A 15199-nucleotide genomic window follows, 5' to 3' on the forward strand; every position below is an offset into this window, starting at 1 on the left:
TCTGCCGCTGGGGGCCGGGGCGGGGAGCACCAGCGGTGGCCGTACACCCTGCCCCGTAGTAGCTGCTCATCCTCACCGCTCACCGTGCCTTCGGCAGCGCGGTCAGCGTGTGGCGTTCCTCGCCGCGGCGGTTACCGACGACCCGCCACACGGCCTTGCTCGCCCCGTCCTTCGTCAGCCGGGGCAGGGTGGTGGTCGGCCACCGAAGGACCACGCCGTCCGGTATCAAGTTTCCGGCCGGGGTGGGGTGGGCGACTTCCACCTGCCAGTCGGTATGGTCGGCCACCCCTGTTGGTGGAGGGCGATGACGGCGTCGACCAGGGCAGGGCCTGTTGCGGGGCTTGCCGTGGTGGCGACACCAGGGCGGCTACCCTCGGCCTCCGCCGGGGTCGGCGGGGTGCGCAGGGCCGGTGGGGTGGGCGGGATGGGGGCGGTGATCCTCCATGACACCACGGCTCGACGGCGGGATCGGAATGGGGGTTTCGGACAGGTGCGGCGATGGGGACGGCGGGATCGGAACGTTCACCGGGCCACCCTTCGGAGGGGGTTGCGGTCGCACCGGGGACCCGGCGCGCGGTTCGGCAGGCGGCACGTCCGGCGAGGATCAGCCGTCGGCCCGGGGCCCGTGGGGGGACTGGTTCACGGAGAGGTGGCTAGGTCCACTTCGGGTTGGTGTAGCTGTTGCAGGTCCACTGGATCAACCTGGCTCCGGGCGTGGCGCTCGACCCCACACCGAGGCACTTGCCGGAGTAGACGTTTCGCAGCCGGTTGGCGCCGCCGTACCACCACTTCTGATCGACGGCACCATTGCAGGTGTACTGGATGGCCTGGGCGCCGCTGGCGAGACTGGACCCCACGCCCAGGCACTTCGCCGAGTCATCGTTCCACAGGTAGAGGGCGGGGTCGCCGTTGTTGTCCGTGGTCCCGGTAAAGTGCCAATGTAAGTCGGTCGAGTTGTTGCAGCCCCACTGGATCGCCGGGGCGCCGTTGCCGAGCTGACTGCCCACTCCGGCGCACAGGCCGCTGTAGCCGTTGTACAGCCAGAACCCGACCTGGACGGTCTGCTCCTGGGCCGCTCCGGTCGCCGCCGACCGGTCGAGGGCGCTTGCCGGAGCGGTGGCCAGCATCGTGTGGCCAAAACCGCTCCGGCCAGAGTTGCGGCACCTGCCATCGTACGGATGGGCATGGGTACTCCCCGTCTCGTCGGATCGAACGATGTGAGGGAGACGCTACTGGCGCGGGTGGCCGCTGAGTTGACCCGGAGTGCAGCGCCACCCGACGATCCGCGCAGAGTGCGCGCGGCCCGAACGGACGCGTGGCCGGGGCCCGTCCCCTCGGCCGGACGGAAGGCTGCGGCTACCCGGGCGACGGCTCCCACCCGGTGCCGCGGGGCCGTCACACGGTCCCTGTCCCGGCGGCGTGCGAAACCCGGCGCCGACGGGGCTCCGTCCGCCGGGGGCCGGACGCGGCCGACGACCTGTGTGGCGACCGTCAGGGGTTGCGCGGAGACCGTCCAGGGGCTGCACGGGGGCTGTGCGGAGGTGCTGGTGCTGTGACCGCTTAGGTTCGCGGGTTGTTCTGGGGAACAGATGGAGAGGCTTCAGATCGAATCCCGCTACCCGCGCTGCCTCGGTCATACGGGCTGTGAAGTGCTCAGTATCTCCGATGGCGGTGCCGGTACATGATGCGTGGGCGGCGGCCGTAGACTCCGGAGAGGTCGATCGCATGATGCACCAGGGCATCGAAAGTCACCCTGGTACGGTCCCCGATCCGGTGTCCCCCGGAGGTCGCGACGTCACCCGGCAGCACCGGCCCAGCGATCGAGTGGAACTTGCTGGCGCGCTGCTCTGCGGTCAGTCGGCACCACAACCCCAGCCTCCGCTGTCGCTCCAGTCCGGGCTGTCTGGTATTGCACCGAACCTTTTGCGACTCTTGCGTTCCTCTGGACGGAAGACGAGGAACCACACGGCGATCAAACTCATGATGTTGGCCGCCAGATGGGCGGGCACTCCCATGGCGACCGTCGTGAACACTTCCTCGGGGATCTCATACCCGGTAAACGCCAGCACCAACACGAGAAGGAACGCGGCCAAGATGGCGAAGTAGTAGAGGACGATGCTGTCTAACGCGGTGCCGTTGAGGCAATCAAGTACGTCCCTTGAGCGCGCACCGTCGCCGGGCCACAGAGCCGCCGCTATCGCGAACATCTGGCAGACGGTGCAGGCCGCGAGTGTGGTGATGAACACGGTGAAGGTGGATCCGTACAGTACCGAGTACGCACACGCGGACACCGCGCAGAGCCAACAGGCGACGTGGCCGACCCACACCCCTGCCTTGCGGACCTCCGTCGCCGAGATGGATTCGTTCAGCCGATTCCAGAACATCCCACTCGATCCCCCAACTAGTCCGCTCCCATGGGCCGTTTACATGGCTACCCAACTGTGGGACACCTGACCGGACACCACCCTGGGGTGAATGGGGAACAGATCGTTCACACGGAGTCCGTGGGGGCCTGGGACTCTCCGTCTCGAAGTACCCACCGACGTCGACGCGATGCGATGTGGGCCGCGAACTCGTCAACGGCAAGACAGGTACCAGACCTGACGAACCGGGCGCGACGTACCCATACCGGTCGTCACGCTCTTGCCGCGGGCATCGAACCTGACCGTGATGCCGTCATCGCGGGACGCCCTCTGGCCCGAAACCCTGGCATCGTCAAAGAACACATCGACCCGGAGCCACCCGCGACGGAATGGCACGGTCGGTCTGGCTCTATTCCAACCGAGTCCGCCCGGCCCTGCTGGAATGGTCGAACCCCTACGACCACCTGCGTGAAGTGACCCATGACGACGTCCACACCTATGTCAGATCACTGCCCGGCTCCGCGTCGACCGCCACCTCGAAGAGGCCCTGACCCGCGGCCCCGATCCACTTCATCTCGCGGAGGTGTTTCGGGCTCGATGAGAAGACCGCGATGCGCTACGCGGACTCCGCACGAGCACTGTTGGAGCAAGCCACCGGGACCGGCCCCGCAGGAACCCACGGATCACCTCCTTGACCTGGGGGTACCGCTCCCGGGGCCAGGCCGAAGGCTTCCAGTTCCGCGAACTCACGGCGGCGATGAGTCAGGGGGTGAGCGGGATGAACTCGGGCTGGTCAAGAACGCGCAGCCAGCTTCCATCAGGCTGGCGCCGGACGACTTGTGCCCGGGCACCAGCACCGTCCTTCGGCGGGGTCGAGGTGAGGGCGATGTCATCGCTGATCAGTGTCGGCAGCGGTTGTTCCGGCTCGAAACGGGGACGGTTAGCCAGTACCTTCTCCCACAGCGCGCGAATCGCCTCCCGGCCCACTGTCCGATCGCCGGGCGGGTACGCCATCACCGCATCCTCTTCGTAGAGTGCGGCGACCCCGGCCGCGTCACCGGCGTTGGATCGTTCGACGAACAAGCGGGTGATGTCCTCGGGGCGCATGGCTTTCTCGTACTCCGGCATGAATTCCTCCTGAGGTCGATCTTCGACGCTCCCCAGCGTGGCCATCGACTGACCAGAAGTCCAACAGATGGATCTTCTAGGAACTAGAATCTGCAGTCATGGAGCTGAGGCAGCTGGAGTACTTCGTCGCGGTCGCCGAGGAGAGGAACTTCACCCGGGCAGCCGAGCGAGTGCGCATCAGCCAATCCGGCGTCAGCGCCCAGATCCGCCAACTGGAACGGGAACTCGGTGCCGAGCTGTTCGACCGGTCAGCCCGCGCCGTCACCCTCACCGTCGCGGGAGAGGCAGCACTCGAACACGCCCGTGCCACCCTCGCCGCCGCTGGGGCAGTCGGCCAGGCGGTAGGCGAGGTGACCGGCCTGATCCGGGGGCACCTCACTGTCGGGATGGTCATCGGCTGCACCCTCACCCCGCTGTTCGACGCCCTGGCCGCGTTCCACCAGGCACATCCCGGTGTGGAGATCTCGCTGTTGGAGGACAGCTCGGACCGACTCGTCGAGGGGGTGCGCACCGGTGCCGTCGACCTGGCACTCATCGGTTCCGCAGCCGCCACCCCCGAGGGGCTGGACGCGCTGACCATCATCAGCGAGCGGCTCGTCGTGGCAGTCCCGGCCGAGCACCCCTTGGCCAAACAGCGGCGGGTCACCTTGCGTGACCTCGTCGTCTACCCGATCGTATGCATGCCGCCCGGTACCGGCCTGCGCTCGGTGTTCGACCAAGCCTGCGTCGCACAGAACCTCCAACCTGCGATCGCGCTGCAAGCCAGTGCCGCGGACGCCATTGCCGACCTCGCCGCCCGCGGGCTCGCTGTCGCCATCCTCAGCGACTCCATGGCCGCGCGCTACCGCGACCGGCTCATCGCCCACACCATCGAGGACGTCGATACACCCGCATTGCTCGCCCTGATCTGGAAGAGCACGCACAGCCCAGGGATGCGTGAGCTGCTCGTGCACACTGGGCAAGCGTTCACCAACCCTCCTGACCCGCGGCGATCCCGTGAACCCTCGGGTCCATCCCCCGACATCAGGGCGACAGACCCTTGAGTTCCCGCCGAACGAACTTCAGTTTCCGCGAACTCGCGGACCTACCAGGGTTGAGGAACAGCCTCCCAAGGGTTGATACTGGTGTGATCGCCTAATCAACTGTCGCCAGTTCCCCGGGGAGTCCAGCCAGCTGGTGACTGACTGTGATCGCCGGCGGCTTGTCACGCCACCGGGTGATGGCCTTGTCCTGGTAGCCGAGCGAGTCCGATACGACGGCGCAGGATTCGGCACGGGGCCGGAGAACAGCTGAGAATGGGGGGTGTTAACTTCCTTCCCGTGGCGAAGCACCAGGACGAGACCAGGACGGCCTACGACGGGGTCGTAGAGTTATATGCGTCGATGTTCGCTAATCGACTGGAGACGCAGCCGTTCGCGCGGAACATGATCGGCACCTTCGCCGAGCTGGTGCGTGGAACGGGGAATTCGCGGGTGGCCGACGTCGGCTGCGGGCCCGGACATCTGACGGCCATGCTGCACGACCTGGGGCTGGATGCCTTCGGGCTCGACCTCTCTCCGGCCATGGTCGACCACGCTCGGCGGGCCCATCCGGCGCTCAAGTTCTATGAGGCCCGGATGGAGGAACTCCCAGTTGAGGACGGCGCGCTCGGCGGCGTGCTGGCCCACTACTCGATGATCCATACCCCTCCTGGGGAACTACCTGCGCTGCTCGCCGAGCAGGCGCGTGTCCTGGCGCCGGGGGGCCTTCTCCTGGTCTCGTTCTTCGGGACCGACGCGCCTAAGCCTGTCCGCTTCGACCACAAGGTGACCCCCGCCTATAGCTGGCCGGCGGACCGCTTCGCCGAGTTGCTGGCCGTGGCCGGGTTCGTCACATTCGCGCGGCTGCTCCACGACCCGGTCTCCGAGCGGGGCTTCCTGGACGCCCACTTGCTGGCCCGTCTCCGCTAGCGCATGGCCTTCTGCTGTGGGCTCTCGTAGTCAACTGTCGCCAGCTTCTCGAGGAGGCCGGCTTGCCGGTGACCTTGTGTGATCGCCAGCGGCGTATCGGCTCCATGTCCCGCCGGTCTCTCTGGTGAGGCGGCTGGTGGTCTTGTTGTGGTAGCCGAGAGCATCGGCAACGACGGGAGCGGGCAGTTCGAGGAGCTGCTGGCGGATGGCGGCGCCACGTGCTGCGGCAGCCGGGATCCCGGCCTCGTTCAGGAGCGCGGACAGGTGGTCGGGGCGGGCTGGCTGTCCTGCCCGGCGGCCCGGGAAGAGCCATCGGGAGGCGGGGTTGGCGGCGGTGTTCATGTTGTCGCGGTTCGCTATGTGCTCCAGCAACAGGGCGGCGACCGGATCGGGGACAGGTGAGGCGGGTTCACCGAGCCGTAGCAGCACGGTGTCGCCGTCGCGGATGACGTCGTCGACGCTGAGCCGGACGATGCGGCTCACGGGCTGGGCGTAGAGGAGCACGATGACTCCGGCGACGCGGAGACGCATCGGTATCGCCGGATCGGTCAGCAGCCGGCCAAGGGCATCAAGGCGTTCGTCTTCGCTCACTGCGGCCCGGCGGGAGATCTTCATCGTGGGGATGGAGAGCGAGCCTCGGCAGAGGCGGCTCTGCATGGCCCAGTTGAGGAAGGCTCTCAGGCAGGTGCGGGCGTGTTCGGTGTTCTCGGCGAACCAGGCGTCGACGTCGATCTGGCCGCATGACGCGAGGGTGCTGTTCCGCTCGCCGAGCCATTGCAGGAACGCGGTCGCGTATTTGACCTGTTCGGCGGCGAACCGGCGGATGCTGGGTGTGATGTGGCTCCTCTCGGCGCGGGTCCGCAGCCGGGGGAGGATGTGCCAGGTCACGAAGAGCTTGATCGTCTTGGCGTGCTCCGGGTCGGCGATGCCGGTCAGGTGGCCGGGAAGCCAGCGCTGGAATGAGCAGAGGTACTTGTCGACCGCGGGCAGGGCTCCGCACGTCATCAGGAGTTCTTCCAGGTGAGCGGCGGCCCGCCAGGGCTGGAGCTCGTGGAAGGCGTCGTGGGTCAGCGGGGTCTCGCCGAGGCCGAGCCGCCGCAGTAGCTGCGATGCGCTGCCTGGCTGGTCGCGGCGCATCTCCAGCCAGGCCAGGCCGCTTCTGGGCTTGTCCATCGCCACCAGCAGGTCGAACAGCGGTACCAGCGCGGGACGGATGCGGCCGGTGCCGTTGTCCAGGAGTGCGGTGAGGCGGTCGGTGAGGGTGCAGCGTTCGCAGAGCCGACCGCCCAGGAGCTTGCCCTCGAAGCCGCAGCGTGAGCAGTCGAGGGTCTGGGTGAAGCCGGCGCAGGTGGTGCAGATCGGGGCCCCGTCGCCGGGCCGGAGCCCGGGAAGGGCCCGGTCCTGTCCGCATCCTGGGCAGTTGCCCCGTGTCCGGACGGCGCGGTCTGAACAGGTCCGGCAGACGTATCCGTCCGGCCAGGTGCCGGCCTTGTGTCTGCGGAGTCCGCAGCGGCAGCACTCGGCCATGAACCAGCGTTCGTACTGCTCGTCGGTGGCGTAGGTGCGGGTCATGCGTCGGGCAGGATGCGGGCCGCACGGGGCCGCAGCTTCGCGACGTTCGCGGGCGGGGCGGGCAGGTCGCCGGTGGCGGTCTTGCGGACCCCGGCGTTCTCGGCGGTGGTGGCCACAAGGTCGGCCGGGGTGCAGGACAGGATGTCGCAGAGCACGGCCATGACCTGCAACGACAGGCGTTCCGGGGTGCCGGAGACCAGGCGGTGGACCTGGGAGGCGGACAGGTCGATGCCGCGTTCGCGCAGCAGCGGCACCAGTTCGGTGGCGGTGAAGATCTGGTGCTGGGCCATGACGTCGCGCAGCCGCCAGGTGTAGCCGACCTTGCGTTTCATGCTTGCCTCCCGGTCTGAGTCTGGAGGGCGGCGGCGATGGTGGAGTCCAGGTGCCGACGCAGGGTGCGGGTGCGGAAGTCCGAGGACACGCAGGTGTAGAGCGAGGTGGTGCTGGCGTGCTCGTGGCCGACTTGTTCCTGGACGAAGCGCGGGTCCCAGCCGTCCTCGATCAGGTGGGTGACGTAGGACCTGCGGAAGGAGTGGAAGTCGAGTCCGTCGTCCAGACCCAGGGCCTTGCGGTAGGCGATGAAGCGGGAGTTGAGCCGCTGGCAGCCGATGCGCAGGCCCCGTTCGGAGGGCCAGGCCGCCGGGTTGTTGTCGGTGCCGAACAGCGGGCGGACCTCGGTGAACCACTCGTCCAGGATGTCCGGGGTCCAGTCGAAGACGGTCAGCACCCCGCGGCGTTTGGGCGGCGAGCCCTTCTTGGCCTTGCCGAACCGGACCTGGCACCGGCCGTACTCGCCGAACTCGTCCCCGTGCGGGTTGCGGCCGAAGTCGGCGGCGTCGAGCATCCTCGTCTCGTTGCGCCGCAGTCCGTAGGCGTAGGCGGTCTTGAACAGCGTCGCGTCGCGGAAGGCGGGCAGCCAGCCCTTGCGGCCGAAGGTCCGGATGCGGGCGACCTCGTCGTCGCAGTGTTCAAAGAAGGCGTGCAGCTCGGCCTTGGTGAACGCGCGCTTCTTCGCGTCCGCCTCGTTGTCCTGGACGTGCACTGCGGTGTTCCACTCGTGCACCACCTGCACCGGGTGGGTACCGAACCATTCCTCGCAGGTCGCGGTCCACTCGTAGAGAGGGTCGGTGACGAAGTGGCAGAACGCCCGCACCGCCTCGGAATACGAGCGGATGGTCGAGCGCTTCAGGCCACGCAGTGAGCCCAGGTCGCCGAGCCACTCGTCGACCATCGCCGGCGTCCAGTGCCACGGGTAGGTATTCACGTAGGCGGCGAACGCCTTGACCGTGTTCTCCCGGCTCTCCACGGTCGTCCGAGCCAGATTTCGGGCCAGCTGCTGGTTGGCGAAGCCGGTCAGCATCGCCGCGAAGACCTGTTCCTCCGGCCGCAGCAACACGACGCCATCGACCAGATGCAGCCTCGCCGCCCCTGGTATCGACCCGTTGAACCCCACCGATTCACCACTCTCCGTGACTCGCATTAGATGCGAGAAAACCGCATCCTGTGCGAGTCCCCGGAGAAGCCTCAGGTCAGCCCCCTGCGTGAGTGGCAGCGGGACCCCGGAGGCCGGTATCGTCACCGTCAGGAATGCCACTCAAGTCCATTGGTTCACACCGCGGTTGGCGCCATCGCCGGGGCCGGTTCGCAAACCGTCGCGAGTTCGCATCCGATGCAATTGGCGGCAGATGGAACATCGGAACGAAATCCGGCGCTGAGCCTTTGTCGTCCCTGGTGGACGGCTGACGCCGTCGGTCGTGGGACCGGGCTGGACTCGCCCGGGGCGAGGAGACTGGTGATCGCCGCGATGGCGTCGGGCCACGGCTTGAAGTGGCTGCGGACGTTCTCCGGCTTCTTGTGTCTCAACGTGCGACAGCAGGCGCTGACCGCGACGCCTGCTATGGGGTGGGGTCGGCCCACAGGTCGGTGCTGTGGGCCCCGATGAGAGCACTGACGTGGGTGAGTGCATCATTGACCGGCTGTGGGTCGAGTCGGCGGCCGTCACGCAGGCGCAGTGCAACGTGATCGCAGCGGCCTCCTTGGCGCCGATGACGGCTTGGTAGGGAACCAGTCGCGCCTCTCGGATACGCGCGCCCAGGGTGCCGCGGTCCGGTCCTGCAATCTCGGCACGCAGCCCGGAGCTCGCACATCGCCGGGCGAGGGCTTCGGCGTTGGGCAGTTCCGTATCGGAGATCGGCAGGATCACCAGCTGAGTGGGGGCCAGCCAGCCGGGGAAGGCCCCACCGTGCTGTTCGATGAGATGGGCCATGGCTCGCTCCACACTGCCGATGATGCTGCGGTGGACCATGACGGGGCGGTGTTTGGCACCGTCCGCGCCGATGTAGTGCAGGTCGAACTGCTCGGGCTGGTGGAAGTCGACCTGGACAGTGGACAGGGTGGACTCCCGGCCAGCGCCGTCGGTGACCTGGACGTCGATCTTGGGGCCGTAGAACGCGGCCTCTGCCTCGGCTGCCTCGTAGGGCAGGCCGGAACGGTCGAGGACGTCAGTCAGCAGGGCGGTGGCCCGTTGCCACTTCTCAGGGGCGGCAACGTACTTGCCACCGGGCCCCGGGAGTGAGAGCCGGTAACGGGTCGGAGTGATGCCGAGCGCCTCGTACGCCCGGCGGATCATCTCCAGCGCTGCCTGCGCCTCCCCGGCGACCTGTTCCAGGGTGCAGAAGATGTGCGCGTCGTTGAGCTGGATGGCACGCACCCGGGTCAGCCCGCCGAGCACGCCCGAGAGGTCCGAGCGGTACATGCCACCCAGCTCGGCCATGCGCAGGGGCAGTTCGCGGTAGCTGTGGGAGCGGGAGCGATAGATCACTGCGTGGTGAGGGCACAGACTGGGCCGCAGGACGACCTGCTCACCGCCGAGCGCCATCGGGGGAAGTAGCAGGGCGCAGAGATGCCCACACGGTCATTCCTCGTCAGGAGTGCCTGGGTCACGCAGGGGTCGCAGACCGCCGGACAGGTCGGACAGGCCAGGGAGTTGGAAGGGTGGGACAGCCGTTTGTCCGGGCTGCAATCCGCCGGGGCCCGGTGAAGAGGTTCGGCTACTCTGATTCTTGGGCTAGTGATCCGCCTTGTCGACATGCTCGGTGATTGACCTCGCGGGGCAACTGCACCTTGGTGCACTACCCGCTTCACCATGAACCGTGGTGGTACGCCTGCGTCACATCTCCCAACAGTTGGGGGAAGGTGCTGTCAGCCTCCGCCCTCACTTCCCGGAGGGCATCGAAGACCTTGCACGACAAGGACACCACGCACGAGTAGTGAGCCGCGCTGGGCGGGATGGCTTTTCCGCCCCCGTGCAGCGGACGGCCAGTCGGGAAACCGATCGACAGACGAGTCCACAAGGCGCTGCAATGGCTCCGACTGCCCGCCGCATGGAGCGGGCCCACCACAGGAGTTGCTCTTGGCAGCCGGGAGAGCCGCGGACCCCCGCCCCGCGATTGATGCCGCGCTGGCCAGGCGCCTGGTCGATACGCAGTTCCCGCAGTGGGCCGAGCTGCCTCTCAAGCTGCTCGACCCAGCCGGTTCGGACCATGTGATCTACCGGCTGGGCGAGGAACTGTCCGTCCGGCTGCCCCGCCATGAGGGGGCCATCAGACAGGCCGTGAAGGAGTCTGAGTGGCTCCCCCGGCTCGCCCCGCATCTGCCGTTGGCCATCCCGATACTGGCGGGGGTGGGTGAGCCCAGCTTCGACTACCCGTGGCCGTGGGCGGTGTCCCGCTGGCTGGACGGCGATGTGGCGACCGTCGAGGCACTGGCCGACTCCTCCCTTGCCGCCGTCCAACTGGCGCAGTTCCTCACCGCTCTTCAAGCGTTCGCTCCCGACGACTTCCCGGTCGAGGGCGCTTGCGAGGACCTCACCGGTCGGCCGCTGGCCGACCGGGACCGCGCGACGCGGGCCGCTATCGCGGAGGTCGACGGTGCATTCGACGCCGCGGCCTTGACCGAGCTGTGGGATGCGGCGCTGAGTGCCCCCGGATGGGTTGGCCAGCCGGTCTGGTTCCACGGCGACTTGCACACCGGCAACCTGCTGACCGTCGACGGCCGCCTCAGCGCGGTCATCGACTTCGGCGGGCTCGGCATCGGCGACCCGGCCTGCGACCTGACCATCGCCTTCACCCTGATGTCCGCCCGGAGCCGGACCGCCTTCCGCGCCACGCTCGGTGTCGACGACGCGACCTGGACCCGAGGCCGAGGCTGGGCCCTGGCCACCGGCCTGAACGCCTACACCTCCTACGCCGCCGTCAATCCGCGGGTCGCCGCGCAGACCACCCGTCAGATCACCGAGGCTCTGATCGGCTGAAGGGCAGAGGTCGCAGGGAAGGGGTGCTTCTCCTGGCGCGGGTGCCGGGCGGCGTGGCCGGGTTGCGCCTTCCGTAGCGGTATGTGGTCCGGTGGACTCACGCCCCGCCCCACTGAGGAGCCCCTGCTCATGTATTCGTCCTTCATCCCGCCGCGCCAGGTCAAGATCGGTGACGCGGCGGCCTTCGTCGGCACCACACCGCGGGCGATCCGTCACTACCACGAGATCGGCCTGCTCCCCGAGCCCGTGCGGGGTGGCGACGGCCGCCGCCGCTACGGCTACGAAGACATGATCCGGTTGCTGTGGATCCGCAGGATGGCCGATGCCGGGATCGCCCTCGACGACATCCGTGACGCCTTCGCCGACACGGCTTCCGCCGGTGCCGACAGCGACGACGGCATCGCGAGCATGCTGGAACGGCTGGAAGAAACCCTCGTCGCCCAGGAAGCAGAACTGCGGCGGCAACGGACTGCCGTGCAGCGCATGCGTACCGAGGGCAGCAGGATGGGTCTGCTCTCCGCCTTCGTCACCAGCCGCCTCACGAGCCTGCCCGAGGGCTCGCTGCGCCAGGCGGATCTGGACAGCCTGCTGGTCACCGAGCGGATCTTCGGCCCGCTCGGTGCGGCCGTCCAGGCAACCCGTTTCGTCGCCCTGGCCACTCACCCGGAGCTGCGTGAGGACTCCGACCGTATCGATGCCTCCGAGGAAGCACTCGATGACACGATCGCTGTCGATGACCCCCGCGTGGCCCGGGTGGCTTCCGAACGGCACGCCTTCGAAATGGCGCTGCACGCCGTCATCGAGGATTCCGGCCTCGCGGAGAGCGACGACGCACTCTTCGACTCCTGGGACACCTTGCACCCCGCAACCGCTGATGAGAGGGAGGACGACGTCAGCCAAAGCACAGGCAGGGGGCAAGAGTCCATGAGCGCCTTCGAAGCCACAGGAAAGATGCCCTACAACTTCTCCCCGGCCCGCCTGCGCTGCATGGAATTGGCCGAAGAACTCGCCGCCCACGAGTCACCCGCTTCCTAGAACACGACCTGGCTGTATTGATCACGAGCGTTGTTGACAGTGTCGGGTCTTGATCATGGCGAAGACCTCCGGTGTGGTGGAGCTGTCTAGTACTCCAGTTGCAGTTCGCTATCACTGCTGGTCAGAGCCGTGTTCTTGAGTCTACTTGGCTGACGTCCCGTCAGGTTGCGGGAGTTCGTGACCTCGTGTGCGGCGGCGGTAGTGGCAGCGTCTGGCGATGGCTTGGTGACGGCGGCGCCAGCGGGACCAGCTCAGCGCGTGGCCTGCTCGCTGAAAGTGCGTCAGTGAGGGACGGTCAACTGCCATGAGTCGCCGGATTTCTGCCACGGTGAGCGGTGCAAGAGTGCCGGAACCGTTTCTGCCGCCCCCTTTTCGGCTGCCGCTGATGCCATGGCGGCGAGGAAGGCGTGGGCGAGCATGGCCAGGGTGATGTGCCGGTACCAGCCCGGATACCGGCGGACCTCGTACTGGTCGAGGCCGCATTCGTTCTTCGCGGCCTGGAAGGCTTCCTCGATCGCCCAGCGGGTCCCGGCGATGCGCACGAGCTCGGCGACGGCGGTGCCGTTGGGTGCGTAGGCGAGGTAGTAGGCGATCTCGTCCGGGCGGGTCAGGCTGCGGCGGGCCAGGACCCAGCGTTGGTAGGTGGGCTGATCGCCGTCGAAGTCGTCGATGGCGGGCAGTTGGGCTGCGGCCCAGTCATAGACGCGCGGGCCTTTGGCGCCGTTGCCGCAGGAGTGGCGTTCCCAGGCGTCGTCGGGTGCCTGGGCGATGGCGAAGTCGATGCGGCCCAGGGCGTGGACGTGCTGGGACTTCGGCACGGCCAGGACGTATCCGACGCCGGCCTCCTCCAGCATGCGGCGCAGCCGCCATTCCTGGCCGTAGGCGGAGTCCGCGGTCACCCAGGCGATGGGCAGCGGTGAGGCCAGTGCCCGCATCACCATGGCCTTGGCCAGGTCACCCTTGGTGGCGAACTCCCGTTCGTCGGGGATCCTCGCTGCCCGGCAGCGATCCCGGTCGGACATCCAGGACTTGGGCAGATACAGCTCCCGGTCCACCAGGGCCCGGCCCTTGGGTGAGGCGTAGGCGGCGAAGACCCCGATCTGGCAATTCTCCGTGCGGCCCGCCGTGCCGGAGTATTGGCGCTGCACTCCGGCCGAGACCGTGCCCTTCTTGAGGAGTTGGGTCGGGGACGGGACGCCGTGCACCTTTTCGGGTGTCGGCTTTCCCATCCCCGCCCGCCGAACCGGACGTGCCCGTTGGCCGAGCATCCGGCTCTCCACGCGATCCGATGGATCAGGCGAGGTATTCGCTGACCTGGCCGACGAAGGCCACATCGTCGTGGCTGGTCCGGCGGAAGCGTGCCCCGCGTGGATCGACCTCGTCGATGTTGTAAGGCGTGCTGATCTGCGCTCCGCGGAAGCGGTAGCGTTCGACCTTCATCTTCGCCGGGTTGTAGAGGACGATCCCGCCCTCTGCGATGCTGTCCGCCGGAAAATATCGGCGTCGCATCTGTTTCCAGGTCATGCGGGGGTGCTTGCGGCGAATCCAGAGATTCATTCTCCGCCACGCGTACCAGCCGAGGTACGAGAACGTCTTCTTCGAGACGCCGTAGCGAAAATAGGCCGACCAGCCACGAAGGACCGGGTTGACCGCCCGCAGCACCTCCTCCAACGAGAGCGAAGTCATGCCGCGCCTCGTCAACTTCTTGACCTTGTGCATCACCGACGCCAAAGCCTGCTTGGACGGAATGGTGAGCACAACACGACGACCGCCGCCCCAGAGCCTGCGCTGGATGTGGAAGCCCAGGAAGACGAACCCGTCATCGATGTGTGTGATGTGGGTCTTCTCGTCCGAAAGAGTCATCCGCAGCCTTCTGGCCAGCAGCCCACCGATCTCCGCCTTCAGCGCTTCCGCCTCTTCCCTCGTGCCGTGCACAAGCACCACGAAGTCATCGGCATAACGCACCAGCCGGAAGTTTGGCAGCCCCTTGCGACGCCGATTCTGCCGACGCCAGGCCGGGGGCATCTCGGTGTCCCAGATCAGCGAGAAATGCCGGTCCAGGACGGAGAGATAGATGTTGGCCAACAGCGGTGACGCGACTCCTCCTTGCGGAGTTCCGGTGAGGGACTCCGCGAACCCACCCTGCAATTCGACAACTCCGGCCCGCAGAAACGCGCTGACCAACCGCAGAACCCTACGGTCCTTGACACGCTCGGCCACCAGATCCATCAGGACATGGTGATCGACGTTGTCGAAGCAAGCCTTGATGTCGCCCTCGATGCCCCACTCGTAGTTCGACGGCTTGCTGGTGAAGTGGTGGATCTCGGCGATGGCATCCTGAGCCCGACGGCCAGGCCGATATCCGTAACTTGACGGATAGAAATCGACCTCGAAGATCGGTTCCAGAACCAGCTTGAGCGCCATCTGCGCCACCCGGTCGCGCAGAGTCGGGATGCCCAAGTATCGAACCTTTCCGTCTTTCTTGGGAATCACCGCCTGCTTGACCGGAAGCGCTGCGAAGGACCCGTCCTTGAGCGAAGAGCGAAGCTCCTCCAGGAACGGTATCAATCCATGACGTTCCTCGACGTGATAACGAGTGACCCCATCCACGCCCGCTGTCCTGGCACCCCGGTTGCCGGAAACCCGTTCCCAGGCCACCAATAATGTGGCCCGGTCACAGATCAAGTTGAATACATCATCGAACCGGCGATCCGGCTCGCTCCTTGCCCATCGATGCAGCTTGATCTGGTGATCGAGTACCCGTCGCTCGGCCGTCATACTGCCCGGCCAAGTTGTTGTCGACGGCACGTCATTATTCAACAACGTTCCTCCCCGACAGC

General features: G+C 67.2%; 13 protein-coding genes and 3 pseudogenes. 5 read left to right on the top strand and 11 right to left on the bottom strand.

The window, feature by feature from the left end:
* Window positions 1-79 precede the first annotated feature (79 nt).
* From OID54_RS00510 to OID54_RS00525, 4 genes and pseudogenes are all read right to left on the bottom strand, one after another.
* Window positions 80-286, bottom strand: a complete 207-nt coding sequence (locus OID54_RS00510; protein ID WP_329012211.1) for a hypothetical protein — start codon at window positions 284-286, stop codon at window positions 80-82.
* A gap of 367 nt (window positions 287-653) precedes the next feature.
* Window positions 654-1127, bottom strand: a complete 474-nt coding sequence (locus tag OID54_RS00515; protein WP_329012213.1) for an RICIN domain-containing protein — start codon at window positions 1125-1127, stop codon at window positions 654-656.
* A 453-nt stretch (window positions 1128-1580) separates the two neighbouring features.
* A pseudogene (locus OID54_RS00520) lies at window positions 1581-1809 on the bottom strand (peptidase E); the annotation flags it as partial.
* 44 nt (window positions 1810-1853) lie between these two features.
* Window positions 1854-2384: a hypothetical protein gene (locus OID54_RS00525; RefSeq protein WP_329012215.1), complete on the bottom strand. Its 531-nt coding sequence runs from the start codon at window positions 2382-2384 to the stop codon at window positions 1854-1856.
* A 368-nt stretch (window positions 2385-2752) separates the two neighbouring features.
* Here OID54_RS00525 and OID54_RS00530 point away from each other — a divergent pair, with 368 nt between their 5' ends.
* Window positions 2753-2914 (top strand): hypothetical protein, encoded by a 162-nt coding sequence (locus tag OID54_RS00530; protein WP_329012217.1) that lies wholly within the window; start codon window positions 2753-2755, stop codon window positions 2912-2914.
* Between the two features lie 211 nt (window positions 2915-3125).
* On the opposite strand, the gene OID54_RS00535 is transcribed toward OID54_RS00530, so the two are convergent.
* Complete coding sequence (locus OID54_RS00535; RefSeq protein ID WP_329012220.1) at window positions 3126-3491, bottom strand: YybH family protein; 366 nt, start codon at window positions 3489-3491, stop codon at window positions 3126-3128.
* Between the two features lie 98 nt (window positions 3492-3589).
* Between OID54_RS00535 and OID54_RS00540 the strand changes: the two genes are divergently transcribed.
* Both OID54_RS00540 and OID54_RS00545 read left to right on the top strand, forming a co-directional pair.
* Window positions 3590-4534 (top strand): LysR family transcriptional regulator, encoded by a 945-nt coding sequence (locus OID54_RS00540; RefSeq protein WP_329012223.1) that lies wholly within the window; start codon window positions 3590-3592, stop codon window positions 4532-4534.
* Between the two features lie 276 nt (window positions 4535-4810).
* Window positions 4811-5440 (top strand): class I SAM-dependent methyltransferase, encoded by a 630-nt coding sequence (locus OID54_RS00545; RefSeq protein ID WP_329012226.1) that lies wholly within the window; start codon window positions 4811-4813, stop codon window positions 5438-5440.
* 30 nt (window positions 5441-5470) lie between these two features.
* On the opposite strand, the gene OID54_RS00550 is transcribed toward OID54_RS00545, so the two are convergent.
* From OID54_RS00550 to OID54_RS00565, 4 genes and pseudogenes are all read right to left on the bottom strand, one after another.
* Window positions 5471-7012 carry a hypothetical protein gene (locus OID54_RS00550; RefSeq protein ID WP_329012230.1) on the bottom strand — a complete coding sequence of 514 codons (1542 nt, stop codon included), beginning with the start codon at window positions 7010-7012 and terminating at the stop codon, window positions 5471-5473.
* Window positions 7009-7344: a helix-turn-helix domain-containing protein gene (locus OID54_RS00555; RefSeq protein WP_329012232.1), complete on the bottom strand. Its 336-nt coding sequence runs from the start codon at window positions 7342-7344 to the stop codon at window positions 7009-7011. Before OID54_RS00555 ends, OID54_RS00550 begins: the two co-directional genes overlap by 4 nt.
* Window positions 7341-8465: a tyrosine-type recombinase/integrase gene (locus OID54_RS00560; RefSeq protein ID WP_329012235.1), complete on the bottom strand. Its 1125-nt coding sequence runs from the start codon at window positions 8463-8465 to the stop codon at window positions 7341-7343. Before OID54_RS00560 ends, OID54_RS00555 begins: the two co-directional genes overlap by 4 nt.
* Window positions 8466-8907: 442 nt before the next feature.
* A pseudogene (locus OID54_RS00565) lies at window positions 8908-9902 on the bottom strand (aminoacyl--tRNA ligase-related protein); the annotation flags it as partial.
* A 522-nt stretch (window positions 9903-10424) separates the two neighbouring features.
* On the opposite strand from OID54_RS00565, the gene OID54_RS00570 reads away from it, so the two are divergent.
* On the top strand, window positions 10425-11324 hold the full coding sequence (locus OID54_RS00570; RefSeq protein WP_329012237.1) for an aminoglycoside phosphotransferase family protein: 900 nt from the start codon (window positions 10425-10427) through the stop codon (window positions 11322-11324).
* 129 nt (window positions 11325-11453) lie between these two features.
* On the top strand, window positions 11454-12359 hold the full coding sequence (locus tag OID54_RS00575) for a MerR family transcriptional regulator (protein WP_329012240.1): 906 nt from the start codon (window positions 11454-11456) through the stop codon (window positions 12357-12359).
* 281 nt (window positions 12360-12640) lie between these two features.
* On the opposite strand, the pseudogene OID54_RS00580 reads toward OID54_RS00575, so the two are convergent.
* A pseudogene (locus OID54_RS00580) lies at window positions 12641-13543 on the bottom strand (IS701 family transposase); the annotation flags it as partial.
* A 109-nt stretch (window positions 13544-13652) separates the two neighbouring features.
* The gene (gene ltrA / locus OID54_RS00585; protein WP_329012243.1) at window positions 13653-15179 is read right to left on the bottom strand and encodes a group II intron reverse transcriptase/maturase; all 1527 of its coding nucleotides are present in this window, start codon (window positions 15177-15179) and stop codon (window positions 13653-13655) included.
* Between the last annotated feature and the right edge of the window lie 20 nt (window positions 15180-15199).

It is taken from the genome of Streptomyces sp. NBC_00690, assembly GCF_036226685.1.
GTDB lineage: Bacteria > Actinomycetota > Actinomycetes > Streptomycetales > Streptomycetaceae > Streptomyces.

Coding starts and splice junctions, on each gene's coding strand:
- OID54_RS00515 (WP_329012213.1), bottom strand. CDS start 1,127: ATGCTGGCCACCGCTCCGGCAAGCGCCCTCGACCGGTCGGCGGCGACC.
- OID54_RS00525 (WP_329012215.1), bottom strand. CDS start 2,384: ATGTTCTGGAATCGGCTGAACGAATCCATCTCGGCGACGGAGGTCCGC.
- OID54_RS00530 (WP_329012217.1), top strand. CDS start 2,753: ATGGCACGGTCGGTCTGGCTCTATTCCAACCGAGTCCGCCCGGCCCTG.
- OID54_RS00535 (WP_329012220.1), bottom strand. CDS start 3,491: ATGCCGGAGTACGAGAAAGCCATGCGCCCCGAGGACATCACCCGCTTG.
- OID54_RS00540 (WP_329012223.1), top strand. CDS start 3,590: ATGGAGCTGAGGCAGCTGGAGTACTTCGTCGCGGTCGCCGAGGAGAGG.
- OID54_RS00550 (WP_329012230.1), bottom strand. CDS start 7,012: ATGACCCGCACCTACGCCACCGACGAGCAGTACGAACGCTGGTTCATG.
- OID54_RS00555 (WP_329012232.1), bottom strand. CDS start 7,344: ATGAAACGCAAGGTCGGCTACACCTGGCGGCTGCGCGACGTCATGGCC.
- OID54_RS00575 (WP_329012240.1), top strand. CDS start 11,454: ATGTATTCGTCCTTCATCCCGCCGCGCCAGGTCAAGATCGGTGACGCG.